Source organism: Pseudomonas sp. 9Ag (assembly GCF_902506445.1).
Classification (GTDB): domain Bacteria; phylum Pseudomonadota; class Gammaproteobacteria; order Pseudomonadales; family Pseudomonadaceae; genus Stutzerimonas; species Stutzerimonas stutzeri_AB.
This window is the reverse complement of record NZ_LR733836.1, coordinates 747,962-774,288: the sequence shown is the minus strand read 5'-3', so window position 1 is coordinate 774,288 and position 26,327 is coordinate 747,962. Positions and strand designations below refer to the sequence as shown.

Here is a 26,327-nt window from a genome sequence, read left to right as displayed (position 1 = left end):
GCTTGTGATGCAATGTTACTGCCTCTCGTGCGGCCTCCGCATGCTCGCGTAAGCATTGACCGTTTGTGCCTGCAGCCAGTGCGTCTCTGCGAGTAGTTGCCCGACCGCTTGTGTAACGGGGTTTAAGCCCCAGCGATGGATACCCAACTTTTTAGCGCCCAAAGACAAACCCCCGATCCTCTTACGAAGATCGGGGGTTTGGTGTAGAAGCTTGACGATGACCTACTCTCACATGGGGAAGCCCCACACTACCATCGGCGATGCGTCGTTTCACTACTGAGTTCGGNGGCGAATCATACAGCGTTCAAAACCGCTGTCAACCACCTCTTTCAACCGCTTCCGATCAACCTGACCGAAGCCACTAACAGAGCCAAACCACCACCCTGCCAGCCCGGCGCATTCTACTCGAATTCGCCATCCGTGCAAGCCTTTATTTTCGATAACTTCTTGATTTACAAGAGGTTTCGCTAAAGGCCTGCGCCGGAGAAGGTGCGCATTATAGGCACTCAGATTCCCACGTCAACGGTTGTTTTTGTTTTTATTCGCTAACGGATCGCCATGCCATCTGGCATTGATTCCGACCAAGGCGCGCTCAACTGCCGGAACTCGCGCTGCAAGCAAAATCGCTGCGAGGGTGGCGTACAAACTCCATTGGCCCGCGTCGGATCTCACAACCCAGAGCATGTGAAGCAATGCGACGACTAACGCTGGATAGACAATGCGGTGCAACTTCTTCCAGCGCTTACCAAGCTTGCGCATGCTCCAGCGCGTTGACGTCAGCGCGAGTGCTGACAGGCCTACCAGGGCGATAACCCCTAACGCTATATATGGGCGCTCAACCAACTCGGCAGCAAAATCGCCAAATTGCAAACCCAAGAGAAAGTATAGATAGGCAGCTAAATGAAGTACGGCGTAACCGAACGCCCATAGTCCGACCTGCCTTCTAAACACAATCCAGCCGGACCAGCCAGTCAAAGACCTCAGCGGCGTCATCGCCAGAGAACACAGCAGAAGAACCAAAGCGCCTTGGCCGAGATTATCAACTAGCACTTTGCCGGGATCTGGGCCCAGCGCGGCTACCGCGGCGAGATACAGCCAGTAGCACGGCACGCTAGCTATGGAACAGAAAAGCAACAACCTCCACCAGGGATAGCGCATCAATAGTGCTTTCTCAGATCCATCCCAGCGTATAAGTGCGCGACGTCCTCTTCGTAGCCGTTGAACATCTGGGTTTGGCGGACATTTGGACTAAACAGACTCCCCGGAAGCCGTCGCTCGCGTGCCTGTGACCAACGCGGGTGAGAGACCTTGGGATTAACGTTGGCGTAAAACCCATATTCCTGCGGAGCCATGGATTCCCACGTGGTCGCTGGCTGTTCACGAACGAAACTGATTCGAACGATCGACTTGATGCTTTTGAACCCATACTTCCATGGCACTACGAGACGTAATGGCGCACCGTTCTGGTTTGGCAACACTCGTCCATACATCCCAACGGCTACCAAGCTCAGCGGGTGCATGGCCTCGTCCATTCTCAAGCCTTCAACATACGGCCAGTCGATCAGTGAAAAACCAGTACGCATACCAGGCATCTGTTCTGGACGAGCCAAGGTCTCAAAGCGAACATATTTAGCGTCGGATGTCGGCTCCAGACGACTGATCAGATCAGCAAGCGGAACCCCTAGCCACGGTATGACCATCGACCAGGCTTCGACGCAACGTAAACGATAGATACGTTCCTCAAGCGCGGCGTTCGTAACAAGATCTTCAATCGAATATTCGCCCGGCTTCGCCACCTCTCCGTCGACCGTCACGAACCAAGGTTCCGTGACAAGCTTCGGCGCGTGACGCGCTGGATCACCCTTATCCGGGCCGAACTCATAGAAATTGTTGTAATGCGTAGCATCTTGATAGGGGGTAATGGCTTCGTTTTTTACCGTTACCGCTTTCCAATGTGCCTGTCGTAGTTTTTCGTCAAACCAAGCGGGCGAGTCCGCTGGTTCCACGCCCGCATAGCGCGCCGGGTTGGCTTCAGCTTCAGCTTCGGCTATAGCCGGCAGCCCTGCGGCTGCGATTGAGAAAGCCGCTCCCTCAACGAACCGACGACGGTTCAGGTAGAGCGCTTCGGGGGTTATCTCTGATTCGAGACAATCACTGCGACGCGGCGTCTTGATAAGCATGATGTACTCCGCTGTCCGAGGCTGTATGAACAAGCACTAGACAGCGGATAATCTCAAAAATCAACTTTCGGCGCGCTTGCGGCGACGCATCAGGAACTGTACTGGTCCAGAAACGGCGTAGGCGAGGAAGATCAGAAGCAAAATACGCGGCGGATCACTGAACACCACGGCGAACACCAATACAACGATCAGTATCGCCACAAAGGGCACCCGCCCTTTCAGATCGAGATCCTTAAAACTGTAGTACTTGATGTTGCTGACCATCAGCAGGCCCGCGGCAGCTACCAGCAGCGCAAACAACATGATTACCGCCAAGGGCAGATCGAGACCGCGGATTCCCGGTTCGTCAAGCGCCCAAACCGCCCAGACCGATCCAGCCACAACCCCTGCAGCGGCAGGACTCGCCAGACCAATGAACCACTTCTTATCCACTTTGCCAATTTGGGTGTTGAAGCGCGCAAGCCTCAAGGCTGCGCAGGCAACGTAGATGAAGGCCACGGTCAACCCGACATTTCCGAGACTCGACAGCGCCCACTGGTAGGCGAGAACGGCCGGAGCTAGACCGAAAGCGACCATGTCCGACAGCGAATCATATTCCGCACCGAATGCGCTCTGGGTGTTGGTCAAGCGCGCGACTCGGCCATCCAGACTATCGAGCACCATCGCGACAAAGACCGTAGCAGCAGCGACGTAGAAGTTGCCATTGATAGCCGTGACAATGCAGAAAAAACCGGCAAACAGATTGGCCGTGGTGAAAAGGTTGGGGAGCAGATAGATGCCCCGATGGCGAACCTTGCGACCTTCGGCGTCCTGGCTCTCTTCGATATGCTCGTCGATCGGCAGAAGACTTTCCGTTTCGATGGATTTGTTCGGCTCTTCGGGATGCTCACTCATGCAAATTCACCTTACAGCAGGTTTGAATAATTTCGACAGGCCCTAGCACAACGGGTTCACCCTAGGCCAAACACCGGTTTATACCAGAGACACACAGCCAAAACGAAAAAACGCGGCCGAGGCCGCGTCCTTTCGAGCAATACCGATGATCAGTTCTTGCTCTTATCAACGATCTTGTTAGCAGCGATCCACGGCATCATGGAGCGAAGCTTCTCACCAACCACTTCGATGCCATGGGCCGCGTTGTTACGGCGATAAGCCGTCATCGATGGGTAGTTCGCAGCGCCTTCAGTGATGAACATCTTGGCGTACTCGCCGTCTTGAATGCGCTTCAGGGCATTACGCATCGCGGCGCGCGACTCGGCGTTGATGACCTCGGGGCCTGTTACGTACTCGCCATACTCGGCGTTATTGGAGATCGAGTAGTTCATGTTGGCGATTCCGCCTTCAAACATGAGGTCGACGATCAGCTTCAGCTCGTGCAAGCACTCGAAATAAGCCATTTCCGGCGCATATCCGGCTTCTACCAGTGTCTCGAAGCCAGCTTTGACCAACTCGACGCAACCGCCACACAGAACTGCCTGCTCGCCGAACAGATCGGTTTCGGTCTCGTCCTTGAAGGTGGTTTCGATAATGCCGGTACGACCGCCGCCGACACCCGATGCGTATGAAAGAGCGACGTTCTTGGCGTTACCGGAGGCGTCCTGGTAAATCGCGATCAGGTCAGGAATACCACCACCTTTGACGAACTCGGAGCGAACGGTATGACCCGGCGCTTTTGGTGCAATCATGATCACGTCGAGATCGGAACGCGGTACGACCTGGTTGTAATGAATGGAGAAGCCGTGGGCAAACGCCAGCGTGGCGCCCTTCTTCAGGTTCGGCTCGATCTCGTCACGGTACAGGCGGCCCTGGAACTCGTCGGGAGTCAGGATCATAACGACATCGGCAGCGGCAACGGCGGCAGCAACGTTATCGACTTTCAAACCATGGGCTTCGGCCTTAGCGACCGACGAGGAACCGGCACGCAGGCCAACGGTTACGTCTACGCCAGAATCTTTAAGATTGCACGCGTGGGCATGGCCCTGGGAGCCGTAGCCAATGACAGCGACTTTCTTGCCCTGAATGATGGAGAGGTCGCAATCTTTATCGTAAAAAACTTTCATGGAATTACCCCTGTTGCTGGCCGGTCGGGCCATTCGATAAGTCGTATTAGATGCTCAGCACTTTGTCGCCACGGGAAATACCCGTAACACCACTGCGCACCACTTCCAGAATCGATGCCGTACCGATGGCCTGGATGAAACTGTCCAGCTTGTCGGTCGTGCCGGCCAGCTGGATGGTATAAACATTGGAGGTCACGTCGACAATCTGCCCACGGAAGATGTCGGTGGTCCGCTTGACTTCGGCGCGCTGTGCGCCGGTTGCCTTCACCTTGATCAACATCAGCTCGCGCTCGATGTGAGCACTTTCGGACAGATCGACCAGCTTAACGACCTCTACCAACTTGTTGAGGTTCTTGGTGATCTGCTCGATTACCTCCTCGTGCCCCACCGTCGTCAGCGTCAGTCGAGAAAGCGTCGGGTCTTCGGTCGGGGCGACGGTCAGGCTTTCAATGTTGTAGTTACGCTGCGAGAACAGCCCGACCACACGCGACAAGGCACCTGGTTCGTTTTCCATCAGCAGAGAAATGATGTGTCTCATGATCAGGTCCGCTCCGTCTTGCTGAGCCACATGTCGCGCATGGCGCCGTCTTTGATCTGCATCGGGTAGACGTGCTCACTGGTATCGACAGCGATATCCAGGAAGACCAGGCGATCCTTCAACGCGAAGGCTTCTTCCATCTTGGACTTCAGATCTTTCAGATCGGTGATGCGCATCCCCACATGCCCATACGCCTCGACCAGCTTGACGAAATCAGGCAGCGACTCCATGTAGGAGTGGGAGTAGCGGCTGTTGTACTGCATGTCCTGCCACTGGCGAACCATGCCCAACGCACCGTTGTTGAGGTTAATGATCTTGACCGGCAGGTCGTACTGCAGGCAGGTCGACAGCTCCTGAATGTTCATCTGAATGCTGCCTTCACCCGTAACACAGGCGACGTCAGCTTCAGGGAAGTTCAGCTTTGCACCCATCGCGGCCGGAAAGCCGAAGCCCATGGTGCCAAGGCCACCAGAGTTCAACCAGCGATTCGGCTTATCGAACTTGTAGTACTGGCACGCAAACATCTGGTGCTGGCCAACGTCCGAAGCCACATACGCATCACCCTTGGTCACTTCACACAGGGTTTCGATAACGGCCTGTGGCTTGATGATGGTGCCGTCACCCTTGTCGTATGGGAACAAGCCACGGTTACCGCGCCATTCCTCGATCTGCTTCCACCAGCTGGCAACAGTCTCAGCATTGGGTGCCTGGCCGATCTCCTTAACGACGGCCACCATTTCGGTGAGCACGCTGTCGACCGGGCCAACGATCGGAATGTCGGCCTTGATGGTTTTGGAAATGGACGCCGGATCGATATCGATGTGGATGATTTTGGCGTTGGGGCAGAACTTCGTCGCACCGTTGATTACGCGGTCATCAAAGCGCGCGCCTACAGCCAGGATGACATCGGAATGATGCATTGCCAGGTTGGCCGTATAGCTACCGTGCATACCCAGCATGCCGACGAACTGCCGGTCGCTTCCCGGATAGCAGCCCAAGCCCATGAGGGTATTGGTAACCGGCAGATTGAGCATCTTGGCAAGCTCAGTGAGTTGCGAAGATGCACCACCCATGATCACGCCGCCACCGGCGTAAATGATCGGACGCTTGGCAGCCAGCAGAAGCTCTGCCGCTTTGCGAATCTGACCAGAATGCCCACGAACGGCCGGGCTGTATGAACGCAGCTTGGCTTTCTTCGGATAGACGTATTCGAACTTCTCGGCGGGATTGGTCATGTCTTTCGGAATGTCGACAACGACAGGACCGGGACGACCGGATTGCGCCAGGTAGAACGCTTTTTTCATCACTTCGGGAATTTCCGAAGGATGTTTGATCATGAAGCTGTGCTTAACGATGGGGCGGGAAATACCGATCATGTCGGTTTCCTGGAAAGCATCAGTGCCCACCATATTGCTGGCAACCTGCCCCGAGATGACCACCATCGGGATCGAGTCCATATAAGCGGTGGCAATACCGGTGATGGCATTGGTCGCGCCAGGGCCGGAGGTGACTAGCACTACACCGGCCTTGCCGGTGGAACGCGCATAGCCGTCGGCCATGTGAGTAGCAGCCTGCTCATGACGAACAAGGATATGCGTAACTTCCTTTTCCTTGAACAGCGCATCATAGATGTGCAGCAAGGCGCCGCCCGGATAGCCGTAGATGTACTTAACGCCTTCGTCGCGCAAGAAGCGGACGACCATTTCAGCGCCGGATAAAAGTTCCACGTTATTCACCTCTAGAACGCCAGATAGCCGCTCCGCGTCGGACCGGCCAGAATTAGGTTTACTACTAAGCAGTGCATGAGCGACGGTGGTCGCCGACTACGTCAGCTACTGTCAAAGCGAGTACTAGGGAAGCCCCAAAGTGTTGCGGGGCGCCCCTCCCAGCGCGAGGTAACGCGTTGCGGATGTTGCAGGTCGGCGCGGGTATGCACCTCATGATTGAGCGAAAGGCTCGCTTGCGGCGGCCTCTCAGAACAGCAAGCATGGAATTGTTCGGATTAGGCTTGGTCAAGTCAAGTCCGCTGTTGCCCTTCGGCTGCATTCAGCTGTGATCCAGCGCAGAATGAAGCCCCCTGTCTTTTGCGTATAGTACCGGCTTGGTTTTGCATCCACTGAAGGGAAAAGCATGCGTTTGACCATTCTCGCAGGCGGCCTGCTGCTTGCACTGAGCAGCAGCATCATGGCCGGCCAGGTTTACAAGTGGGTCGACGCCAAAGGCGTTACGCATTTTGGAGCACAGCCGCCCCAAGGCATGCCGGCCGAAACGCTCAATACGGCCATCGCCCCGCCAAAGCCAGCCGTGGCCGAAGGCAACGCGCCGGAACACTCAGGCGAGTCCGAACAGCGCGACATTGACCGCAAGGTTAAGCAACAGGTTGCAGAGCAGGAAGCCGAGCGGCAACGTTATTGCACTACCCTGCGCACCAATCTGGCACAACTGCAAAACAACCCGCGCGTGCGCGTAGAAGAAGACGGCGGCACTCGGCGCCTGAATGAAGAAGAACGCCAGGCGCGTATTGGCGAAACCCAGCAGAAGATCGCCGACAGCTGTAACTGAACGCAGCGACCAACGCCTGCCTATAAAGGCCGGCGTTGCTTAGCCTTCGCCCCCACTGATCAGTAGATCGAAGGTTTCAAGCGCTTCAAACAGCCCACCCACGCGCTGCGGCTGATCTTGATAAACCATTTCAGCCATCGCCAAAATTCCCGACACGGCTGGCAATGGCTGACCGTGCTCCAGAATGTGCTTCATGCGCGGCAGAAAAATCCACTGCAACCACTGATCGAACGCCAGTGTATCGACGCAGAACGGCTCCTGACTGGCAAGCGCTTCAGGCGCAGGCGGCGACGACGCCCAAACCCCAAGTAACCGAAGCTCGCGCTCGATCAGTAGCAACTGGTCTGCCAACGCCGGCACTCGACTATCCATCACATCGAAACCTTGGCCCGCTCGCGCGCCTGCGCAGCGCCTGCAGCATTTCCCTGACGCTCACGCGCCTGCGCGATTAGCTCCCAGAGGCTTGCCTGCAGGGCTGGCCGGTCGCTCGCATAGCTCAGCCCACGCCGAGACAGTTGTTCGGCCTGAATGGCATCCCCTTGCGCCAGACGGACCTGAGCCAGCCGATAGAGCACCTGTGGTTCGCGCGGGGCGATTCGCTGAGCCCGCTCGAGACTGGACGCGGCTCCGTTCAGGTCACCTCCTCCCTGTTGTTGCTGCGCAGTGGTAAGCAACGCCAGCACCGGCCCATCGAGCTGTTCATCGGCTGACAAGGTTCCACTGCTTGACGGGATTCCGCTGGGCACTGGCTGTCGCTGGACCGGGGCGGGCATTGGCGCGGACTGAGCGGGCGGGGTCCACTGTCCAGTCCCAACGGCAGGCGCTTGCGCAGATCCCCCAGAGAAAGCGACATCAGGCGCGCCATAGGTTTGCAATGGCTCGGAGCTTTGCTGCGGCACCATGACCATAACGCCCGAGTCTGCAGGCGCAGATTGCCCACTGGTAACCGGTGCGTTAGCACGGCGACTGGGCTGACGCGCGGAAACCTCCTCCGATACCGGCGCCCCCGAATCGACGACGGGTATCGCGCCGCGCTTGACCGATGCGCAGCCAGGCAGCAGTGCCGCCGCCAACAATACGATCATCCATTGCTTGTTCAAAGTTCAGACCTCTTGATAAACCAACCGGCCAGCCGCCACCTATGGCAACCAGCCACGAACCCAATCCATAACCGATTCAGCCGGGGCCTGGATGCCGCAGCCAGGACCCGGAGCAGGCTCGCTTCCGCGGATATAAGGCATCTGTACGGCGCCCGGGCAATTTTCCAGCGTCCCCTCTCCGGTCCGTGCATCGACCCAGGCCATGGACACATTATCCGGCACGGGCATCTGCAGCGGTAAGGGGTCGGCACGACGCATGAAGTCCGCCCATACCTGCAACGCGCCTGTGGCACCGGTTAACGAAGTTTTGCCGTTGTCATCGCGCCCCAACCAGACCACTGCGAGCAGATCCTGACTGAAGCCTGCAAACCAGCTGTCACGTGAATCGTTGGTGGTACCGGTCTTGCCTGCCAGTGCCAGCGATTTAGGGACCTGATTGTATACAGAACGCCCAGTCCCCTCGACCATCGTTCGCTGCATGGCATATTGGGTCAGGTAAATAGCGCCAGGATCGAATCGCTGTTCGATCTTGAACGGATAGCGGCTAAGGGGTTCGCCATCGGCCGCAACGACACTGCGAATGGCCCGCAACGGAGTATTGAAGCCGCCACTGGCGATCGTCTGGTAGACGCCGGCGACCTCGATAGGGCGCAATCCGCCCGCCCCCAGCAACATCGACGGATAAGCCGGCCAATCGGGCGAAGCGCCCAAGCGCGCCAGCGTCTTGAGCACATGCGGCACGCCTAGATCCAAGCCAAGCCGCGCGGTAGACAGGTTGTAGGAATTCGCCAGGGCCTGATAGAGGTAGACCGTGCCATGAGCGGTACGCCCGTAATTCTGCGGCTTCCAAACCTTGCCGTCGGTACCTTTAACCGAAAACGGCTCATCCTCAAGCAGGCTGGTCAAGGTGTATTGGCTGGGCTTTTCAAGGGCAGCAAGATAGATCGCCGGCTTGATCAGCGACCCAATTGGCCGCGATGCATCCAGCGCCCGGTTGAAGCCGGCAAAGCCTGGATGACGACTGCCCAGCATGGCCTGCAGCTCGCCGGTTTCCGGGTTGGTGACCAGCATCGCGCCTTCTACGCCTTCGGCTGCCTTGCCCAGACGCTTCAGCGTATCGGTCATGGCCTTTTCAGCCTTGGATTGAATGATCGGGTCAAAGCTCGTGAAAACCCTCAGCCCTTCCTCAGTGAGGTCTTCGTCGCGATAGTCCTCTCGCAACTGCCGCTTTACCAAATCGAGAAACGCCGGGTATGAGCTGTCGGCCAGACTGCCACGCTGCGTCACGCCGAGCGGCGCCTGCCTCGCCTGAGCAGCTTCCTCTGGACTGACCACCTGCTGCTCAGCCAGCAGATCGATGATCAGATTGCGTCGTTCCATGGCGCGCTCAGGATGACGGCGAGGGTTGTAGTAGGTCGGCCCCTTGACCATGCCGACCAACAGGGCCACGTGCTGCAGTTTTAGCTCTGCGAGTGGCCGTCCAAAGAAGTACTGGCTTGCCAAACCGAAGCCATGAATGGCGCGACGACCGTCCTGACCAAGAAAGACCTCGTTCAGATAGGCCTCGAGAATCTCCGGCTTGTCGTAGTGGAGTTCAAGCAGCACCGCCATCATGGCTTCGGTAGCCTTGCGGCTCAGACTGCGCTCGTTGGTGAGATAGAAATTCTTCACCAGCTGCTGCGTCAGTGTGCTGCCTCCCTGACGCACCTCCCCAGCGGTAAGGTTGACCCAGACGGCACGGGCAATGGACTTAGGCGACACGCCGAAATGATCAAAGAACTCCCGATCTTCGACCGCGACCAGTGTTTCCACCAGATACGGCGGCACTTGATCGAGCTTGATCAAAATCCGGTCTTCGTTGTGCGCAGGGTAAAGCCCACCCACGACCAATGGCTCCAGCCGCGCCACCGGCAGCTCGCCGCCGTCCATGCGTGCCAGTCCCGCAACGAAGTCCCCGGAAAAACGCACCCGGATACGCTGAGACTCTTCTGCGCCCTCATAAAAGCGGAAGCCTCGTGTGTGCATTTCAACCGCGTTACTGGCGACCGATACAGTTCCTGGCCCACTCACCGATTTTTCTCGGCGGTAGCCCAACGCATCGACCTCGGTGAGAAAGTCATCCTTATCGAGTTTTTGCCCGACAAACAATTCCAGCGGCCTGGCATAGACCGTCGCAGGAATCGTCCAGCGCTTGCCAGAGAATTTCTCCTGCACCACGGCATCGAGATACACCGCAACACCGGCCAGCAGCACCAGCGCAACGATAGAAAGTTTGATAATCCAGCCTAGCCATGGGCGAGAGGCACCGGAACGGCGTTTGGAGCGGGAGCGAGACGAGCGTGATTTAGTCATGGCGGCGCATTATACGCACTTTGATTTGCGCCGAAGACGGCCTCTTGGCGGTTTGCACGCTTACCGTGGATGGACATAATGGTGCGTTTCCGACTGTGTGAACTGTCTCCCAAGTGCTCACACACCCGCCCAACAAACCTACAAGGAGTGACCGTGAGCCAAGCACTGATTGCTGCACTGCAGAATCCGGCCCTGTACCCTCACCCGGTCGACGGCTTCAAAGTCATCGAGACCCATATTTCCTGGGTCATCCTTACCGGAACGTACGCCTACAAGATGAAGAAACCGGTTGATTTCGGCTTCCTCAATTTCACCGACCTCGCGGCTCGCAAACATTACTGTGAGGAAGAGTTGCGCCTGAACCAGCGCATGGCGCCAGAACTGTATCTCCAGGTCCTGCCTGTCACCGGCAGCGTCGAGCAACCGGAGATCGGCGGGAATGGCGAGCCAATCGAATACCTGTTGCAGATGCGCGAGTTTCCACAAACGCAACTGATGGCAGAGGTACAGGCCCGGGGTGAGCTGACGGACAATCACATCGACGCCCTCGCCAAGCAAATCGCCAAGTTCCACCTGAGCATCCCTCAGGTGGCTGCGGATCATGCGCTGAACAGCGCCGAGGGGATCGTCGCGCCGATGCGGCAGAACTTCGAACAGATTCGTCCGTTGCTCACCGAACAAGCAGACCTGCAGCAACTCGACGCCCTGCTGGACTGGACCGAAACCAGCATCGCCCGCCTGCAGCCCTTGCTCGAGCAGCGCAGCCAGCAAGGTTTCATCCGCGAATGCCACGGCGATCTGCATCTGGGCAACGCTACGATCATCGAAGACAAGGTAGTGCTGTTCGACTGCATCGAATTCAACGAGCCATTTCGCCTGATCGACATCGCTTCCGACGCAGCTTTTCTGGCGATGGACCTGGAAGATCGTGGTTTGAAGTGTCAGGCACGGCGCTTTATCAACGGCTGGCTGGAACGCACCGGAGACTATGCCGCGCTGCAGTTGCTCAACCTCTATAAGGCGTATCGCGCGCTTGTTCGGGCCAAGGTCAGCCTGTTCCGATTGCATCAGGAAGAAGACGCCGTTCAGCGCCGGATCGTCCTGCGCCAGTATCGCAGCTACGCCAATCTGGCCGAAAGCTACAGCGCCATTCCATCCCGCTTCCTTGCCATCACCCACGGCGTATCGGCGGTCGGCAAGAGCCAGGTTGCGCTGCGCCTGGTCGAGGCTCTGGGAGCGATCAGGATTCGTTCGGATGTTGAGCGCAAACGACTCTATGGCCCGCAGCCAGAGTCACAGGCTTCTGAGCTAAACGCCGGAATTTACGATGCCGAGGCCGGCGATGCGACCTATCAGCGACTGCACTCGCTGGCTGAAAACGCGCTTAGCGCAGGCTTCTCGGTGGTGATCGACGCCACCTATCTCAACCATCAGTATCGCCAAGCCGCCTGGCAAGTCGCAGAGTCGACCGGCGTGCCCTTTATGATTCTCAGCTGCGAGGCGCCTGACGCAGTCATCGAACAGTGGCTCACCCAGCGGCAGGCTGAGGGTGGCGATCCGTCCGATGCCACACTGGCCGTGATCAAAGCACAACAGTCTTCTCGCGAGCCGCTGAGCGAGAGCGAGCAATTGCTCAACCGGCAGATCAGCACACCCGAGGCGGGAAGCCTCGACGCCTTGGTCAGTGACATTCGTCAACGCCTGCCGGGCCTCTGACAACCGGACTGGCTGACATCTGTACAGAAAAGTGTCATCGAGGCACCGCTGAGGGCAGAACTCGGCGGTGCTTCTATACTTGTACAGGTCTGTCAGCGGAAGTCGGCCATGCCTCACAGTGTTCTGCCTTTGATGCCGCTGGACCGTTGCCATGGGTGACAGCGTCCAGCTCTTTTCAATTCGTCCTTACGATTACGCGCGGTTCCGCCCAGCGTATCCCAACAGTCTATTCAGTTGGCTCGCCGAACAGTGCTCGAGGCCCCGCTGCGCGATTGACGTTGCGTCGGGCACGGGTCAGGCCGCGCGCGCACTAGCAAGCCATTTCGACCGAGTGGTGGCATGCGACGCCAGCATTGAGCAACTGACCGGCACTGCCGACTGGCGATCTGCGGAGCGATTTGCTGCGCAGGCCGAGCGCCTACCGCTGCGCGATGGTGTGGCCGACGTGATGGTGGTCGCACAAGCTTTGCACTGGTTCGCTACGCCGGCCTTCTTTGCCGAAGCAAAGCGAGTGTTGTCAACAGACGGTCTGTTCTGCGCCTGGTGCTACAGCTTGCTTCATATCGAACCGTCGCTGGATGCGCTGATCGGGCGGCTGCATAGCGATACGCTTAGCGGTTACTGGCCTCCGGGACGCGCCAGCGTCGATGCCGGCTACCGAAACTTTCAGGTGCCTTTCGAGACCTTTCAACCTCCAGCGTTCGCTATCGAAATCCACTGGAGCCTGCCACAGCTACTGGGCTATCTGCGTACCTGGTCGGCAGTGAAGCGGTGGCAGCAGACCCACGACCAAGACCCAGTCACTGAACTGGAATCTGAGTTCAAGCGCCTGTGGGGGAACCCAGAACGCGTACGCCGGGTTCGCTGGCCGCTTCATTTCCTCGCCGGCTACCCAGGCCGATAGGAGCAATCATGCACGACGAGCTGTTGACCTTGAGGAATCTCGGCAAAACATCCGCGCAGTGGCTGCACGCCTCAGGCATCCACACGGCCGATGATCTGCGTCGGCTCGGCGCGGTCAGCGCTTACCACGCGGTCAAATCCAGAGGCTTCAGCGCATCAAGAGTGCTGCTATACGCCATCGAAGGCGCATTGCGTGACGTCAACTGGAAGGAACTGCCGGACACCCTGAAGACCGAGCTGAACCAGCACCTGGCCCGGCACGATTACCGAGACAAGAGCTAGCTCACAATGCTCGCCGGACGAGATTTACTCTCGTCCGGCGCGGCCTTATGGTGAGCGCGCGCATCGCTCCAACTCAGTGAGCCCGCTTGTCCAAGGATTGCCGACATGTATCTACTCGGGGAACAACCGGCCTATGCCGATCAACTGATCAACCGTTTGCAGGGAATCCCCGCGCAACTGCTCGAAGGCCTCGCCCCTTCGGCACCTACTATCGAGATCAAGGGCTCCAACGACCTGGCGCAGGATCTACCCGAGCAGCACCTGTTCATCATCGACAGCGGGCTGCTGCATGCACTGGTCGATGAAAGACCGCTGTTTTACATGCAGGAAGGCGACCTGCTTGGGCTGCGTCAAGGAATGGAACTGCCGCTTTGTCGTTACCGCAGCGAGGAAGCGATTCGCCTGATTCCCTATTCGCGCAGCGAGGTGTTTCGCCACATTCATACCGACCAGCGTCGTCAGGAACTCTATACCCAGTACCTGATTGGGCAGACGGCGCTGTTGTCAGACGCATTGGCGCGCCTTAAGCAACCCGAGATCCACCCCACAACCGGTTTCCAGCATTTTGCCGCGGGCGACGAGTTGATTCGCCAGGGGGACGATGCGGACAACGTGTTCATCATCATCGACGGCCACGCCGAGGCTTTTGTAGATGGCCAGAAGGTTGGCGACGTGCAGCGTGACGAGATTTTCGGGGCGATGGCCGTCTTCACTCAAGAGAAGCGCAGCGCGACCGTCGTCGCCACCGCCGCCTGCACCGTCATGCTTATTCCCAAGGATCAGTTTCTCGGCTTGATGCAGAGCAACCCCAAGATTGCTCACAGCCTGATAGAAAGCATGGCCAGGCGCATCGACTTGCTGAATAAAGAGGTCACCCAGCTGCGCATGCCCCTTTCTGCCTAGCGCCAAGAGACCCCGACGAAAGCCGAGAAAATTTAATTGAATTCTCCTATTGACCAACGAATGAGAATTGTTATTATTAGCACCACTGGTCGCGAGATCAGCCGGTAAGCTGAAAGAACGGGCAGTCGGACTTTCAGGTTATCTCCTCATCAGGCTAATCACGGTTTTGACCCGGCTCTTGCCGGGTCTTTTTTTGTCCGCGCAAAAACATTGGCTTCGCGTAAGCGTTATGCCAACTACTCGGTCGCTTTCCGAAGTCCGGCACAATGGTCCTGCTGCGGCTGGGCGGGGGTGTACCAGACGAAATCTGCCTGACCGGCGCGAACCACATCTTCCACCTCCGCAAGTATCAGTACACGGGTGGTCACTCGACCGTCATGGCTCTCAAGATGCATCGGCACGCCGAGATCTCGCCGGACGTGGAAAGCACCGGCCAACAACATCGCCGGCTTCGGCGCAGCATCCAGCTGGTCAGCCATTCGCTGGTCGCGCTGCTGCTGCACCGCCAGCATGGCAGGCAGCTGCGTCTCGGGCAGCATGTCGCAATGTGAAATCCGAATCTGCTCAAGCAAGGTCCGCTGCACCTCATTGTCAGCGGGCGCACCGGTCAGCGTGGGTATACGGCGATAGACCCGCATGATCTCCGCTCTGTCGAGATTGGCCGGCATCAACGGATACGGCTGCGCCAGCGCATGCCTGACCACCGGCGCGTACTGCTTCCATTCCCAGCCGTTTTGCCAGTCCAGCGCAGCCGCCAGATCCGCCGGCCATTCCCCGAGGTCAATCAATGCCTGCACCTGCGCCACATCATCCTGCTGATCCGGATTCAGCATTTCCAGCAACAGGCTGCCCTGCGCCCGGTGCTGCGCCAATGCCTGAAGAAGCCAGAGCTGCAGGGCATGATGGTCCGGGTTGTCATGTCGCTCTCCAATCAAGACCTGATCGACCTTGGCCAGCTCGTCAATCAACCGTTTCGGCGAGATATGCTCGCCGCTTCGCAAATCGACAATCCGTCCCAGATCGGGATGTTCACGCCCCTCCGGGCTTTGCCAGGTCGGCAAGAGCGGCTGCGATTGGCAGGCAGTGAGCAGAATCATGACGAGGGGCAATAGCAATCGCATGGGGTAATCCTCAGCGGGCAATAACTAGCGGATGGCCTCGTTCCGGGTGTCGCTGGATCAGCACATCGAGCCCGAACAACGACTTCAGCGGCTCGGCCTGCAACACCTGCTCGGGCGTACCGCTCAGCTGCACATGTCCGTCAGCCATCAACAACAAGCGATCGCAGTAGCGCGCCGCAAGATTGAGATCATGCAGGATAACCAGTACCGCGCCGCCCAGCTCGGCAAACTGGCGAATCGCGTGCAAGGTGCTGTGCTGATGCTGCGGATCGAGCATGGCTGTAGGCTCGTCAAGCAACAGGACTTGCCCAGTACGCCCAGGCCAGAGCTGGGCGAACACCCGAGCGAGGTGCACGCGCTGCTGCTCGCCTCCGGACAGTGACAAGTAGCTCCGCTGCGCCAGATGCTGCGCATCTGCCGCACGAAGCGCAGCCGCCACGATCGTCCGGTCGGCTTCAAAACCCGTGTCATGGGGTAAACGCCCCAGGCCAACCACTTCATCGACACGAAAACCAAAACTCAAGGTTGAGCTCTGCGGCAGTACTGCCAGGCAACGGGCGCGCTCGGGGCCATGCCAGTCGTGCAAAGGCTTCTGATGCAGCAGCACCTCGCCAGCGTTGAGAGGCAGCTCTCCACTCATCGCGCCAACCAAAGTGCTTTTACCTGCACCGTTTGGCCCCAGCACCCCTAGGACCTCACCCGGTTCAAGCCTGACGTCAACGTCAACAAGAACGTTGGATGCTCCTCGCCGAACGCAGCCCCCCTGCAAACTGAGCATCAGTGAGGCTGCCGCAATAGCAGATAGAGAAAGAAAGGCGCACCCAGCAGCGCAGTGACAATCCCGATCGGCAGCTCCGCAGGCGCCAGCATAAGCCGAGCAAGAAGATCGGCAAGGAGCAGCAGACTGCCCCCTGCCAACGCCGACGCCGGTAACAGCAATCGGTGGTCGGGGCCAATCAGCAGCCTGACAAGATGGGGAACCACCAAACCAACAAACCCGATCATTCCTGCCGCCGCTACCGCAGCGCCGACGCTGAGTGCAGTGCAGAACACCAGCTCGCGCTTGAGGCGCTCGACATCAAAGCCCAGGTGACGCGCCTCCGACTCACCCAACAAAAGAGCGTTTAGCGCCCGCGCCCGGCGAGGCAGCCAGAATGCCATGGCCACTGTCACCAGCAAGAGTGGCCAGAGCCGTGCGTAGCTTGCGCCGTTAAGGCTGCCCAGATTCCAGAAGGTCAAGGTACGTAACGCATTGTCGTCAGCTACATAGGTGAAAAGCCCAATCACTGCGCCCGCCAGAGCAGTCAGCGCAATACCGGCGAGCAGCATCGTCGCGACATGGGTACGCCCGTCCCGCCGACCGAGGCGATAAACCATCCAAGTGACACCTAGGCCACCGAGAAATGCGCTGACCGACAACAGATAGGGCTCCAGCAAGAGGGAGATCCCGCCGACCAGCTCACCGCCGACTATGGTGGCGGCGGCGCCTAATGCGGCACCGCTGGAAACACCGACCAACCCCGGGTCGGCCAGTGGATTACGAAATAAGCCCTGCATGGCGACGCCGGACAACGCCAGCACCGCGCCCACGCTCAAGCCAAGCAAGGCGCGTGGCAATCTGATTTGTCCGAGGATCAGCACAGCCTGGTCGGCACCCTCATCTCCCGACGATAAGCCAAACAGCTGCAATAGAGCTTGCAGGATGTCGACCAGCGGCAGATGGACCGGCCCGAGCGACAGCGACAACCAGAAAGCGATCAGCCACACGAGGCCCAGCGAAAGAAACAAAGGGCGTGCGGATAGGACTGGGCTCATCAAAAGTTTCGCCAGTTGAGGTTCGAGCCGAAGGATAAAAGCCAGCCACTCACTCCGCCAGCGCTATCAGCTGTTCGCCAACCCTGTCGCTACCGATTGGGTGATAATCCTTCGCAAATAAGGAGGACCCGATGATTCGATTGTGCGAGACCACAGACGTGATGGAGGGGCAAAGCAAGGGTTTCGAACGAGAAGGACAGCGCCTGCTGACGATTCGCAAGGATGGGACGCTATATGTCTACAAGAACCGTTGCCCACATCGCGGAATCCCGCTGGAGTGGCTGCCAGACCAGTTTCTTGACAGCAGCGGCAGCCTCATCCAATGCGCGACCCACGGCGCGCTGTTTCTTATCGATAGCGGCGAATGCGTCGCTGGCCCCTGCGCTGGACAAGCACTGCAGGCACTGCCGTACGTCGAGCAAAACGGCACCATCTGGTTACAGAACGTGCGCTAGTGCGACGTTGCGTACGAGCGACGATTGGCCGCGTTGGGTATCATGCGGCCACTGCTTCCCGTGAGATGACCATGCGCCGTTTGCTGAGTCTACTGATCCTATTGTTCGCCCTCCCCGCTGTTGCCGGCCTGTTCGACAGCCGCCCCAGCTCGACGCTTGGGGGGCTGAACAACAGTGCTGACTTCCTGCCGGTACGCGAAGCGTTTCGCCTGAGCCTGGTCGACGCATCGCCAGAACAGGTCAAGCTGCGCTTCGTTGCAGCGGAGGGCTATTACCTCTACCGGCACCAGTTCAAATTCAAGACCAATACGTCCGGTGTTGTTATCGGCGAAGCGAACCTGCCCGCGGGAGAGCAAAAGACCGACGACTATTTCGGCGAAGTCGAAGTCTATTACGGCGTACTCGACGTCGAACTACCAATCCGCAACCCGCAGAACCAGCCCTTTTCCTTACTGGTGACCTATCAAGGCTGTGCAGACAAGGGTTTGTGCTATCCGCCGGAGACCGAGTCCATCGATATTGGCGGCACGCCGAAGGCCGCACCTGCAGCGACGGATACAAGCATTGCAACTGAGACCACTGCCGAGCTGTCCTGGCGCTCGGTGGCGTTGTTCTTTCTCGCAGGACTGGGGCTGACGTTCACGCCCTGCGTGTTGCCCATGTTGCCGATCCTTTCCGGTGTCGTTTTGCGCGGGCAGATCGGAGGAATGCGCAGCTTTGGTCTGTCGCTCGCGTACGTCCTGCCAATGGCGGCCGGCTTCGCCGTGCTTGGCGCGCTGATGGGCATGTTCGGAGCTGAACTGAATCTGCAGGCCCGCTTGCAGTCGCCCTGGATTCTGGTGCCGTTCGCGCTGTTTTTCGTCGCCTTTGCCTTGGCCATGTTCGGACTGTTCGAGTTACGTTTGCCGCAAGCGATGGGCCACCGCCTCGAGCGCATTGCGGGCAATGCCAGAGGCGGTTCATTCCTCGGTGCCGCGGTGCTCGGAACGGTTTCCAGTCTGCTGGTTTCGCCATGCGTGTCGGCACCGCTTGCGGGCGCCTTGCTGTATATCAGCGCCAGTGGCGATGCGCTGGGTGGCGGCCTCAAGCTATTCGCCCTTGGCTTAGGAATGGGCACACCACTGATTCTGTTCGCCATTGGCGGCGGCGCCCTACTTCCCAAGAGCGGCCCATGGATGGTCACGGTACGCAACGTCTTTGGTGTGATGCTCTTGGCGGTTGCCGTATGGATGCTCGAGCGAGTCTTGCCAGGCCCGCTAGCGCTGGCGCTCTGGGGCTTGCTGGCTGCCGGCACGGCACTGTTCCTAGGCACGCTGGAATTTGGTCTCAAGACACCCCGACAGAAACTCGCACAGCTGCTGGGCCTGGTGCTGCTGGTCTATGCCCTGGCGGCCTGGGTCGGTGCGCTGCAGGGGAACTCCGATCCGCTGCGACCGCTGCCTCGCTCCACCTCAGTTGCCGCCGGTGGCTCCACCAGCGAAACAGAAGCCTGGCGCACAGTGACTACCCCGGCTGAACTCGACGCCCAACTCGGCGCGGCGCAGGCAGCAGGCCAACCGCTGATGCTCGACTGGTACGCTGACTGGTGTATCAGCTGCAAAGTGATCGAGCGCGAAGTGTTCGCCGCTCCAGAGATTGCGCCACGCCTTGCAGACTACCGCCTGGTTCGCTTCGACATTACCGACAGCAACCCGGAGCAGCGGGCATTGCTCGACCGCTATAAGCTCTTCGGCCCGCCAGCGGTTCTGTTCTTTGATCGCACCGGCAAGGAGCTGACCGACGCAAGGGTCGTCGGCGAAATCGATACCGGTCAGTTCATGGAGCGACTGGACCACGCCGAAGCCTCTCTGTAGACAGTCCCTGCAGCAATCTCCAGCCATAATGTCGGCATTTACGCCGATCAAGACATGACTGGACAGTCAGCCCTCGCTTCGTGCATAGTTTTTCCCCTCACCGATGGCCGCTCGCTCAAGCGCCCGTCTGGACAGAACAACAAGGAATACTCATGGCGACGTTTCTGGTCCTCCACGGCCCGAATCTGAATATGCTTGGCACCCGTGAACCCGGCGTCTATGGCGCCACGACGCTGGCGCAGATCAACCAGGATCTGGAGCAGCGAGCCCGTGATGCCGGCCACCATCTGCTGCATCTACAGTCCAATGCCGAGTACGAGCTGATCGAGCGCATCCATGCCGCACGCAGCGAAGGCGTGGACTTCATCCTGATTAATCCCGCCGCCTTTACGCACACCAGCGTTGCGCTACGTGACGCGCTGCTGGCGGTGAGCATCCCATTCATCGAAGTGCACCTGTCAAACGTGCACAAGCGTGAACCTTTCCGCCATCACTCCTATTTCTCGGATGTCGCGGTAGGGGTGATCTGCGGTCTTGGCGCCAGCGGCTACCGCCTGGCATTGGAGGCCGCCCTGGAACAACTCGCTGCTTCCTGACAGGACCGCGCGCAACACGCGACGGCCTCGAAGAAGCGAGCAGCAATGCCCTTTGAACTTACCTGGGAGTCACTGCTTCATGGATATTCGCAAAGTCAAGAAACTGATCGAGCTGCTGGAAGAGTCTGGTATCGACGAACTGGAAATTCACGAAGGCGAAGAGTCCGTTCGCATCAGCCGTCATAGCAAGCAGGTTGCAATGCAGCAGCCTTATTATGCGCAAGCACCAATGCCGGCCCCCGCAGCCGCTCCGGCCGCCGCACCAGCCGCCGATGCCGCGCCGGCACAGCCAAAGCTCAATGGCACTGTAGTCCGCTCACCGATGGTCGGCACCTTCTACCGCGCCTCCTCACCGGAGTCGGCCAACTTCGTTGAAGTCGGTCAGAGCGTTAAGAAAGGCGACATCCTCTGCATCGTCGAAGCGATGAAGATGATGAACCACATCGAGGCCGAAACCAGCGGCACCATCGAATCCATCCTGGTGGAGAATGGTCAGCCGGTCGAATACGACCAGCCGCTGTTCACCATCGTTTGAACCGCGGAGAGCCAGCGATGTTGGAAAAAGTACTAATCGCCAACCGCGGTGAAATCGCCCTGCGGATTTTGCGAGCCTGCAAAGAGCTGGGGATCAAGACCGTCGCGGTTCATTCCACCGCCGATAGGGAGCTGATGCACCTGGCCTTGGCCGACGAGTCCGTCTGCATCGGCCCGGCCCTCGCGACCAACTCCTACCTGCACATCCCCTCGATCATTGCCGCAGCGGAAGTGACCGGCGCTACCGCAATTCATCCGGGCTATGGCTTTCTGGCCGAAAACGCCGATTTCGCCGAGCAAGTGGAAAAATCCGGTTTTGCCTTTGTCGGCCCGAAAGCCGAAACCATTCGCCTGATGGGCGACAAGGTCTCAGCCAAGGACGCAATGATCAAAGCCGGAGTACCTGTGGTACCGGGCTCTGACGGACCGCTTCCGGAAGACGAGGCCGAAGCGCTACGCATCGCTCGTGAAGTGGGCTACCCGGTTATCATCAAGGCCGCTGGTGGCGGTGGCGGCCGCGGCATGCGTGTCGTTCATCACGAAGAAGACCTCATCAAGTCGGCCAAACTGACACGCACCGAAGCGGGCGCGGCGTTCGGAAACCCGATGGTCTATCTCGAGAAGTTCCTCGGCAATCCACGCCACGTGGAAGTTCAGGTGCTGTCCGATGGCCAAGGCAACGCCGTACACCTGGGCGATCGCGACTGCTCGCTCCAACGTCGTCACCAGAAGGTCCTGGAAGAAGCGCCTGCACCGTACATTGATGAAAAGGCACGTGCCGAAGTACTCAAGCGCTGCACTGACGCCTGCGTTGAGATCGGCTACCGGGGCGCCGGTACCTTTGAGTTCCTGTACGAAGATGGGCACTTCTACTTCATCGAGATGAACACCCGCGTTCAGGTAGAGCATCCGGTTACAGAGATGGTGACGGGCGTCGACATCGTCAAAGAAATGCTCAGCATTGCAGCCGGCAACAAGCTGTCGATCAAACAGGACGATGTGGTTATTCGCGGCCATTCCCTGGAATGCCGGATCAATGCCGAAGACCCTTCGAACTTCCTGCCGAGCCCGGGCAAGGTCAAGCACTTCCACGCGCCTGGTGGCTTTGGCGTACGGGTCGATTCGCACCTTTACAGCGGTTATTCGGTACCGCCGAATTACGATTCGCTGATAGGCAAGCTGATCACCTACGGCGCCACTCGTGAAGAAGCCATGGCACGCATGCGCAACGCCCTGGACGAAATCGTCGTCGACGGCATCAAGACCAACATCCCTCTGCACAGGGATCTGGTGCGTGATGAAGGCTTCTGCAAAGGCGGCGTGAACATCCATTACCTGGAAAAGAAGCTGGGAATGGACAAGCACTGATCCAGTGCTGACATCAGCAAGGGCTGCCAAAGGGCAGCCCTTGCCGTTTCTGGCATCGCCAAGATGGAAGCCTCCAACACGCTCCAGTAAGATCCCGACTTTTGCGACCGGCTATTCCGGTTGCTCGCTCCGAGAGGCCACAATGCCCTGGTTACAACTTCGTCTTGCCATTTCCCCAGAACAGGCAGAAGCCCTCGAAGACGCGCTCCTGGGCGTTGGCGCAGTGTCAGTGACGTTCATGGACGCCGAAGACCAGCCGATATTCGAACCCGACCTCAATACGACGCCACTGTGGTCACATACCCATCTGCTGGCATTGTTCGAAGGCGATGCCGATGAAACTAACCTACTGGCCCACCTGCGGTTGCTAACCGGCGGGGAGTTGCCTGAATACCAGCTTGAGCGCATCGAAGACCAGGACTGGGAACGCAGCTGGATGGACAATTTTCACCCGATGCGTTTCGGCAGCCGTCTCTGGATAGTACCGAGCTGGCACGCTGCTCCGGAGCCGGATGCAGTGAATCTTTTGCTCGACCCCGGGCTGGCCTTTGGCACCGGCACTCACCCAACCACGGCGCTTTGCCTGGAGTGGCTTGATGCTCAGCCATTGGAGGGTCTGGATGTGCTCGATTTCGGCTGCGGCTCGGGCATTCTAGCCATTGCTGCCCTGCTCCTGGGTGCGAAGCAAGCCGTCGGAACTGACATCGACGTGCAGGCCCTTGAAGCATCACGCGACAATGCCGGGCGCAACGGCATCGACCCGGCACGCTTCCCACTGTATCTGCCCGAGCAGCTGCCCGAAGGTCAGGCTGACGTGGTGGTCGCCAACATTCTGGCCGGCCCGCTGGTGGCATTGGCGCCGCGGATTATCGAAAGGGTCAAGCACGGCGGCCGTCTCGCCCTGTCGGGAATATTGGCCGAGCAGGCTGAAGAAGTGCGTGCCGCCTATGCCAACCAGTTCGAGCTCGACCCGACGGCGGAAAAAGACGGCTGGGTCCGCATCACCGGTATCCGTCGATTCTGAGCATTGCCTTAGACACAGCAATCAACTCGGCCGTCCGCCACTGCTGCTTCCAGGCGAGCATGCGCTAGACTACGGCCATTTAAGCCGGACCAACGCATGACCAGCTTCGTCACCCAATGCCCCCATTGCCAGACCAGCTTCCGCGTCAGCCGCACCCAGCTCGGCGCAGCCCAGGGTGTGGTGCGGTGCGGCGCCTGCATGGAGCTTTTCAATGCCGCCCGCTACCTGCAGGACGCAGACACAGCTGGCAGCAGGGAAGCGACCACGGACGCCACCGCCCTAGCTCCTGTCAGCGGAGCATCGAGCGGGCGGGCAGCGCAGGGCAAACCTGCGGGTCAAGACGACACTTTCTGGATCCACGACGATCTGGACCTGGATAGCCTGGACCTCGATGAAGAGCTGGCGAAACTTGAGCGACAGGAGCTGGAGCTTTCCCGCGAGTTTCTGGAGCTGGAGCCGCAACCCGGCGAGCAACAACAACACCCGCACGCCGACCATTCGACTGATGATGACGAAGCGTGGGCCGAGCAACTGCTGAGTGCGGACTCAGAGCCGCAGGAGCGCAACGAGCCGCTCGAAGCGCAACCAGAAACTATTGTCGAACATCCTCATGACACCGCAGAGATTCGCTTCACTCCGGTGAATGTCGAACATCCCGCCCCGCCCAGCCCGCTCGGGGCGCCTGGTGATCCAGTGATCGGGCAGCTGAACGCTACAGAACGCGCCAAACCGGTAGTCAATCTGACTACTGACGCTGACGGCGACGATGGGCAAACAACGCTGGCACCGCGAGACAGGATCGGTACCGAGCGAGAATCGCCGCGCTCGACACGCCAAGATCGCGAGGAGCGGTTGTTCGACCTGGACGATGAACCCTTGCAGCTCGCTTGGCAGCCGCGCCGGCGCCCGCGGGGCCGCTGGCTGGGCTGGGGTTTGTTGAACCTGATAGCGCTGCTGGGGTTGGCGACCCAGTATGTGATCTATAACTTTGACGAGCTGGCACGACAGGACGAGTACCGCCCTTGGCTGGAGAAAATCTGCCCTGCGCTGGACTGCAAACTACCGCCCCGAGTCGATATCAGCCAGATCAAGAGCAGCAATCTCGTAGTGCGCAGCCACCCGGATTTCGCTGGAGCACTGGTGGTCGATGCAATCATCTACAACCGCGCGTCATTTGCCCAGCCTTTCCCGCTGCTGGAAGTGCGCTTCGATGACATTCGGGGCAACACGCTGGCGCGACGAACCTTCAAGCCGGGCGAATACCTTTCCGGAGAGCTCGCGGGACAACGGGAAATGCCCTCGCAGGTCCCTATCCACATTGCGCTGGACATCTTGGATCCTGGCACTGAGGCGGTGAATTACAGCCTCGCCTTTCGCTCTCCTGACTGACGTCCACTCGCCCGAGACGACGGGCGGCGCTTACCGCGCGCCGTTTCAGTGCGCCATGCTACCGCTCGCTATAAGTCCGGAGCTGTTCAGATTTTGTTCAGAACAGCCTTTAACCCGTCATCCGTAGCGGGTATTATGCACACCCTTTTTTGCTGTCCCGATCTACCTAACAAGCAGGCTCCAGGCAGGGAATCTTCATGTCAGCGGTACGCATCGGCCCCTACATCCTTCCGAATCGATTGATCCTCGCGCCCATGGCCGGCGTGACCGATCAACCGTTCCGCCAGTTATGCCGACGTCTGGGCGCCGGCATGGTGGTGTCGGAAATGGTGACCAGCGATGTGCGCCTGTGGAATAGCCGCAAATCGCGCCTGCGCTTGCTGCATGAGGGGGACCCAGAGCCACGCTCGGTGCAGATCGCTGGGGGCGATCCACAAATGCTGGCCGAAGCGGCCGCTCGAAATGTCGAACTGGGCGCGCAGATTATTGATATCAACATGGGCTGCCCAGCCAAGAAGGTGTGCAACAAGGCTGCCGGCTCCGCACTGATGAAGGATGAAAAACTGGTATCGGAGATACTTGAGGCGGTGGTCGGAGCAGTTGATGTGCCGGTCACGCTGAAGATCCGAACCGGCTGGGACAGGCAGAACAAGAACGGGCTCTCCATAGCGAGAATTGCTGAAGAGTCCGGAATCGCTGCACTGGCCGTACATGGTCGCACGCGTGCCGACCTCTACACCGGTAATGCGGAATACGAGACCGTTGCAGCGATCAAGCAGGCCGTCGCAATACCCGTGTTTGCCAATGGGGACATCGACACGCCAGAAAAGGCCCGCCTGGTACTCGACAAGACCGGTGCGGACGGATTGCTTATTGGCCGTGCGGCCCAGGGTAAGCCTTGGATATTTCGCGAGATCAACCACTACCTCGCCACAGGCAAGTTAATGGCGCCGCCGACGCTGGTTGAGGTCGAAGACATTCTGCTGCAGCACCTTGAGGCGCTGCATGTGTTCTACGGCGATGTGATGGGCGTACGTATCGCCCGCAAGCACGTCAGCTGGTATCTGGCAACACTGCCCGGCGCGCAGGAGTACCGCGGTCGGTTCAATGGTTTGGAAGACAGGGATGCGCAATGCGCCAGCGTTCGGAGGTTTTTCGCCGAGCGCCGTACAAGCCCTGATTCGGGGGAAGGAAAAGGGGTGGCTGCATGACGCTGTTGAACGAAACCTTGTTAACTGGAACAACATCCGTGAGCGACAATGTGAACCTCAAGCAACACCTCAACACGCCCAGCGAAGCAGGCCAGACCTTGCGAGGCAGTGTAGAAAAGGCGTTGCATAACTATTTCGCCCACCTGGAAGGCGCGGACGTTACCGACGTTTACAACCTGGTGCTCTCTGAAGTGGAGGCACCTCTGTTGGAAACCGTGATGAATTACGTCAAAGGCAACCAGACCAAGGCCTCGGAGCTGTTGGGTCTGAACCGCGGCACCCTGCGCAAGAAACTCAAGCAATACGACCTTCTCTGATCAGCGGCGCGCTCCGATGGAACGGTGCGAGCCGTTCCCCAAGGAGTT

General features: G+C 58.8%; 26 protein-coding genes. 14 read left to right on the top strand and 12 right to left on the bottom strand.

What is annotated here, in order from left to right; translation table 11 throughout:
* Positions 1-519: 519 nt before the first annotated feature.
* The 6 genes from msrQ to ALTERO38_RS03525 form a co-directional block, all read right to left on the bottom strand.
* On the bottom strand, positions 520-1,158 hold the full coding sequence (gene msrQ / locus ALTERO38_RS03550) for a protein-methionine-sulfoxide reductase heme-binding subunit MsrQ (RefSeq protein ID WP_159967296.1): 639 nt from the start codon (positions 1,156-1,158) through the stop codon (positions 520-522).
* Complete coding sequence (gene msrP, locus ALTERO38_RS03545; RefSeq protein WP_159967295.1) at positions 1,158-2,180, bottom strand: protein-methionine-sulfoxide reductase catalytic subunit MsrP; 1,023 nt, start codon at positions 2,178-2,180, stop codon at positions 1,158-1,160. Before msrP ends, msrQ begins: the two co-directional genes overlap by 1 nt.
* Before the next feature lie 60 nt (positions 2,181-2,240).
* Entirely contained in the window at positions 2,241-3,074 is an 834-nt protein-coding gene (pssA, locus tag ALTERO38_RS03540) for a CDP-diacylglycerol--serine O-phosphatidyltransferase (RefSeq protein ID WP_159967294.1), read from the bottom strand.
* Between the two features lie 149 nt (positions 3,075-3,223).
* Entirely contained in the window at positions 3,224-4,240 is a 1,017-nt protein-coding gene (gene ilvC, locus ALTERO38_RS03535; protein WP_102836796.1) for a ketol-acid reductoisomerase, read from the bottom strand.
* Positions 4,241-4,286: 46 nt separating this feature from the next.
* Positions 4,287-4,778, bottom strand: a complete 492-nt coding sequence (ilvN, locus tag ALTERO38_RS03530) for an acetolactate synthase small subunit (protein ID WP_073298694.1) — start codon at positions 4,776-4,778, stop codon at positions 4,287-4,289.
* 2 nt (positions 4,779-4,780) lie between these two features.
* On the bottom strand, positions 4,781-6,505 hold the full coding sequence (locus ALTERO38_RS03525; RefSeq protein ID WP_159967293.1) for an acetolactate synthase 3 large subunit: 1,725 nt from the start codon (positions 6,503-6,505) through the stop codon (positions 4,781-4,783).
* A gap of 403 nt (positions 6,506-6,908) precedes the next feature.
* Between ALTERO38_RS03525 and ALTERO38_RS03520 the strand changes: the two genes are divergently transcribed.
* Complete coding sequence (locus ALTERO38_RS03520) at positions 6,909-7,340, top strand: DUF4124 domain-containing protein (RefSeq protein WP_148925042.1); 432 nt, start codon at positions 6,909-6,911, stop codon at positions 7,338-7,340.
* Positions 7,341-7,379: 39 nt separating this feature from the next.
* Here the strand turns inward: ALTERO38_RS03520 and ALTERO38_RS03515 are convergent, their stop codons facing one another.
* From ALTERO38_RS03515 to mrcB, 3 genes are read right to left on the bottom strand one after another with little or no spacing between them, the layout of a single operon-like run.
* Entirely contained in the window at positions 7,380-7,712 is a 333-nt protein-coding gene (locus ALTERO38_RS03515; protein ID WP_102836799.1) for a YqcC family protein, read from the bottom strand.
* Entirely contained in the window at positions 7,712-8,425 is a 714-nt protein-coding gene (locus ALTERO38_RS03510) for a tetratricopeptide repeat protein (RefSeq protein ID WP_159967292.1), read from the bottom strand. Before ALTERO38_RS03510 ends, ALTERO38_RS03515 begins: the two co-directional genes overlap by 1 nt.
* Before the next feature lie 54 nt (positions 8,426-8,479).
* Positions 8,480-10,792, bottom strand: coding sequence for a penicillin-binding protein 1B (gene mrcB / locus ALTERO38_RS03505; RefSeq protein ID WP_159967291.1), 2,313 nt, complete (start codon positions 10,790-10,792; stop codon positions 8,480-8,482).
* A gap of 153 nt (positions 10,793-10,945) precedes the next feature.
* On the opposite strand from mrcB, the gene ALTERO38_RS03500 reads away from it, so the two are divergent.
* The 4 genes from ALTERO38_RS03500 (at position 10,946) to ALTERO38_RS03485 (ending at position 14,596) form a co-directional block, all read left to right on the top strand.
* Positions 10,946-12,508 carry a bifunctional aminoglycoside phosphotransferase/ATP-binding protein gene (locus ALTERO38_RS03500; protein ID WP_159967290.1) on the top strand — a complete coding sequence of 521 codons (1,563 nt, stop codon included), beginning with the start codon at positions 10,946-10,948 and terminating at the stop codon, positions 12,506-12,508.
* 151 nt (positions 12,509-12,659) lie between these two features.
* Entirely contained in the window at positions 12,660-13,412 is a 753-nt protein-coding gene (locus ALTERO38_RS03495; protein ID WP_159967289.1) for a class I SAM-dependent methyltransferase, read from the top strand.
* Positions 13,413-13,420: 8 nt separating this feature from the next.
* On the top strand, positions 13,421-13,693 hold the full coding sequence (locus tag ALTERO38_RS03490) for a TfoX/Sxy family protein (protein WP_148925047.1): 273 nt from the start codon (positions 13,421-13,423) through the stop codon (positions 13,691-13,693).
* A gap of 105 nt (positions 13,694-13,798) precedes the next feature.
* Positions 13,799-14,596 (top strand): cyclic nucleotide-binding domain-containing protein, encoded by a 798-nt coding sequence (locus ALTERO38_RS03485; protein ID WP_102836804.1) that lies wholly within the window; start codon positions 13,799-13,801, stop codon positions 14,594-14,596.
* Between the two features lie 236 nt (positions 14,597-14,832).
* On the opposite strand, the gene ALTERO38_RS03480 is transcribed toward ALTERO38_RS03485, so the two are convergent.
* From ALTERO38_RS03480 to ALTERO38_RS03470, 3 genes are read right to left on the bottom strand one after another with little or no spacing between them, the layout of a single operon-like run.
* Complete coding sequence (locus tag ALTERO38_RS03480) at positions 14,833-15,717, bottom strand: ChaN family lipoprotein (protein WP_159967288.1); 885 nt, start codon at positions 15,715-15,717, stop codon at positions 14,833-14,835.
* Positions 15,718-15,727: 10 nt separating this feature from the next.
* A complete protein-coding gene (locus ALTERO38_RS03475; RefSeq protein ID WP_159967287.1) occupies positions 15,728-16,495 on the bottom strand; it encodes a heme ABC transporter ATP-binding protein in 768 nt (255 codons plus the stop codon).
* A complete protein-coding gene (locus ALTERO38_RS03470) occupies positions 16,495-17,478 on the bottom strand; it encodes an iron ABC transporter permease (protein WP_178114626.1) in 984 nt (327 codons plus the stop codon). Before ALTERO38_RS03470 ends, ALTERO38_RS03475 begins: the two co-directional genes overlap by 1 nt.
* A 185-nt stretch (positions 17,479-17,663) precedes the next feature.
* Here ALTERO38_RS03470 and ALTERO38_RS03465 point away from each other — a divergent pair, with 185 nt between their 5' ends.
* From ALTERO38_RS03465 to fis, 9 genes are all read left to right on the top strand, one after another.
* Complete coding sequence (locus ALTERO38_RS03465) at positions 17,664-17,987, top strand: Rieske (2Fe-2S) protein (RefSeq protein ID WP_159967285.1); 324 nt, start codon at positions 17,664-17,666, stop codon at positions 17,985-17,987.
* 71 nt (positions 17,988-18,058) lie between these two features.
* Positions 18,059-19,840 (top strand): protein-disulfide reductase DsbD, encoded by a 1,782-nt coding sequence (locus tag ALTERO38_RS03460; protein WP_159967284.1) that lies wholly within the window; start codon positions 18,059-18,061, stop codon positions 19,838-19,840.
* A gap of 152 nt (positions 19,841-19,992) precedes the next feature.
* Entirely contained in the window at positions 19,993-20,436 is a 444-nt protein-coding gene (gene aroQ, locus ALTERO38_RS03455) for a type II 3-dehydroquinate dehydratase (protein ID WP_102836810.1), read from the top strand.
* Positions 20,437-20,515: 79 nt separating this feature from the next.
* The gene (accB, locus tag ALTERO38_RS03450) at positions 20,516-20,971 is read left to right on the top strand and encodes an acetyl-CoA carboxylase biotin carboxyl carrier protein (protein WP_102836811.1); all 456 of its coding nucleotides are present in this window, start codon (positions 20,516-20,518) and stop codon (positions 20,969-20,971) included.
* Between the two features lie 17 nt (positions 20,972-20,988).
* A complete protein-coding gene (accC, locus tag ALTERO38_RS03445) occupies positions 20,989-22,338 on the top strand; it encodes an acetyl-CoA carboxylase biotin carboxylase subunit (RefSeq protein WP_102836812.1) in 1,350 nt (449 codons plus the stop codon).
* A gap of 142 nt (positions 22,339-22,480) precedes the next feature.
* Entirely contained in the window at positions 22,481-23,362 is an 882-nt protein-coding gene (gene prmA, locus ALTERO38_RS03440) for a 50S ribosomal protein L11 methyltransferase (RefSeq protein ID WP_102836813.1), read from the top strand.
* Positions 23,363-23,458: 96 nt separating this feature from the next.
* A complete protein-coding gene (locus ALTERO38_RS03435; protein WP_159967283.1) occupies positions 23,459-24,751 on the top strand; it encodes a DUF3426 domain-containing protein in 1,293 nt (430 codons plus the stop codon).
* Positions 24,752-24,948: 197 nt separating this feature from the next.
* Entirely contained in the window at positions 24,949-25,962 is a 1,014-nt protein-coding gene (dusB, locus tag ALTERO38_RS03430; RefSeq protein ID WP_159967282.1) for a tRNA dihydrouridine synthase DusB, read from the top strand.
* Positions 25,959-26,279, top strand: coding sequence for a DNA-binding transcriptional regulator Fis (gene fis / locus ALTERO38_RS03425; RefSeq protein ID WP_021208373.1), 321 nt, complete (start codon positions 25,959-25,961; stop codon positions 26,277-26,279). The genes dusB and fis overlap by 4 nt, the downstream gene beginning before the upstream one ends.
* The last annotated feature ends 48 nt before the right edge of the window (positions 26,280-26,327 follow it).

Bases quoted from the DNA above. Each gene is read 5' to 3' on its own strand.
- msrQ (WP_159967296.1), bottom strand. From the start codon at position 1,158: ATGCGCTATCCCTGGTGGAGGTTGTTGCTTTTCTGTTCCATAGCTAGC.
- msrP (WP_159967295.1), bottom strand. From the start codon at position 2,180: ATGCTTATCAAGACGCCGCGTCGCAGTGATTGTCTCGAATCAGAGATA.
- pssA (WP_159967294.1), bottom strand. From the start codon at position 3,074: ATGAGTGAGCATCCCGAAGAGCCGAACAAATCCATCGAAACGGAAAGT.
- ilvC (WP_102836796.1), bottom strand. From the start codon at position 4,240: ATGAAAGTTTTTTACGATAAAGATTGCGACCTCTCCATCATTCAGGGC.
- ilvN (WP_073298694.1), bottom strand. From the start codon at position 4,778: ATGAGACACATCATTTCTCTGCTGATGGAAAACGAACCAGGTGCCTTG.
- ALTERO38_RS03520 (WP_148925042.1), top strand. From the start codon at position 6,909: ATGCGTTTGACCATTCTCGCAGGCGGCCTGCTGCTTGCACTGAGCAGC.
- ALTERO38_RS03515 (WP_102836799.1), bottom strand. From the start codon at position 7,712: ATGGATAGTCGAGTGCCGGCGTTGGCAGACCAGTTGCTACTGATCGAG.
- ALTERO38_RS03510 (WP_159967292.1), bottom strand. From the start codon at position 8,425: ATGATCGTATTGTTGGCGGCGGCACTGCTGCCTGGCTGCGCATCGGTC.
- mrcB (WP_159967291.1), bottom strand. From the start codon at position 10,792: ATGACTAAATCACGCTCGTCTCGCTCCCGCTCCAAACGCCGTTCCGGT.
- ALTERO38_RS03495 (WP_159967289.1), top strand. From the start codon at position 12,660: ATGGGTGACAGCGTCCAGCTCTTTTCAATTCGTCCTTACGATTACGCG.
- ALTERO38_RS03490 (WP_148925047.1), top strand. From the start codon at position 13,421: ATGCACGACGAGCTGTTGACCTTGAGGAATCTCGGCAAAACATCCGCG.
- ALTERO38_RS03485 (WP_102836804.1), top strand. From the start codon at position 13,799: ATGTATCTACTCGGGGAACAACCGGCCTATGCCGATCAACTGATCAAC.
- ALTERO38_RS03480 (WP_159967288.1), bottom strand. From the start codon at position 15,717: ATGCGATTGCTATTGCCCCTCGTCATGATTCTGCTCACTGCCTGCCAA.
- ALTERO38_RS03475 (WP_159967287.1), bottom strand. From the start codon at position 16,495: ATGCTCAGTTTGCAGGGGGGCTGCGTTCGGCGAGGAGCATCCAACGTT.
- ALTERO38_RS03465 (WP_159967285.1), top strand. From the start codon at position 17,664: ATGATTCGATTGTGCGAGACCACAGACGTGATGGAGGGGCAAAGCAAG.
- ALTERO38_RS03460 (WP_159967284.1), top strand. From the start codon at position 18,059: ATGCGCCGTTTGCTGAGTCTACTGATCCTATTGTTCGCCCTCCCCGCT.
- aroQ (WP_102836810.1), top strand. From the start codon at position 19,993: ATGGCGACGTTTCTGGTCCTCCACGGCCCGAATCTGAATATGCTTGGC.
- accB (WP_102836811.1), top strand. From the start codon at position 20,516: ATGGATATTCGCAAAGTCAAGAAACTGATCGAGCTGCTGGAAGAGTCT.
- accC (WP_102836812.1), top strand. From the start codon at position 20,989: ATGTTGGAAAAAGTACTAATCGCCAACCGCGGTGAAATCGCCCTGCGG.
- prmA (WP_102836813.1), top strand. From the start codon at position 22,481: ATGCCCTGGTTACAACTTCGTCTTGCCATTTCCCCAGAACAGGCAGAA.
- ALTERO38_RS03435 (WP_159967283.1), top strand. From the start codon at position 23,459: ATGACCAGCTTCGTCACCCAATGCCCCCATTGCCAGACCAGCTTCCGC.
- dusB (WP_159967282.1), top strand. From the start codon at position 24,949: ATGTCAGCGGTACGCATCGGCCCCTACATCCTTCCGAATCGATTGATC.
- fis (WP_021208373.1), top strand. From the start codon at position 25,959: ATGACGCTGTTGAACGAAACCTTGTTAACTGGAACAACATCCGTGAGC.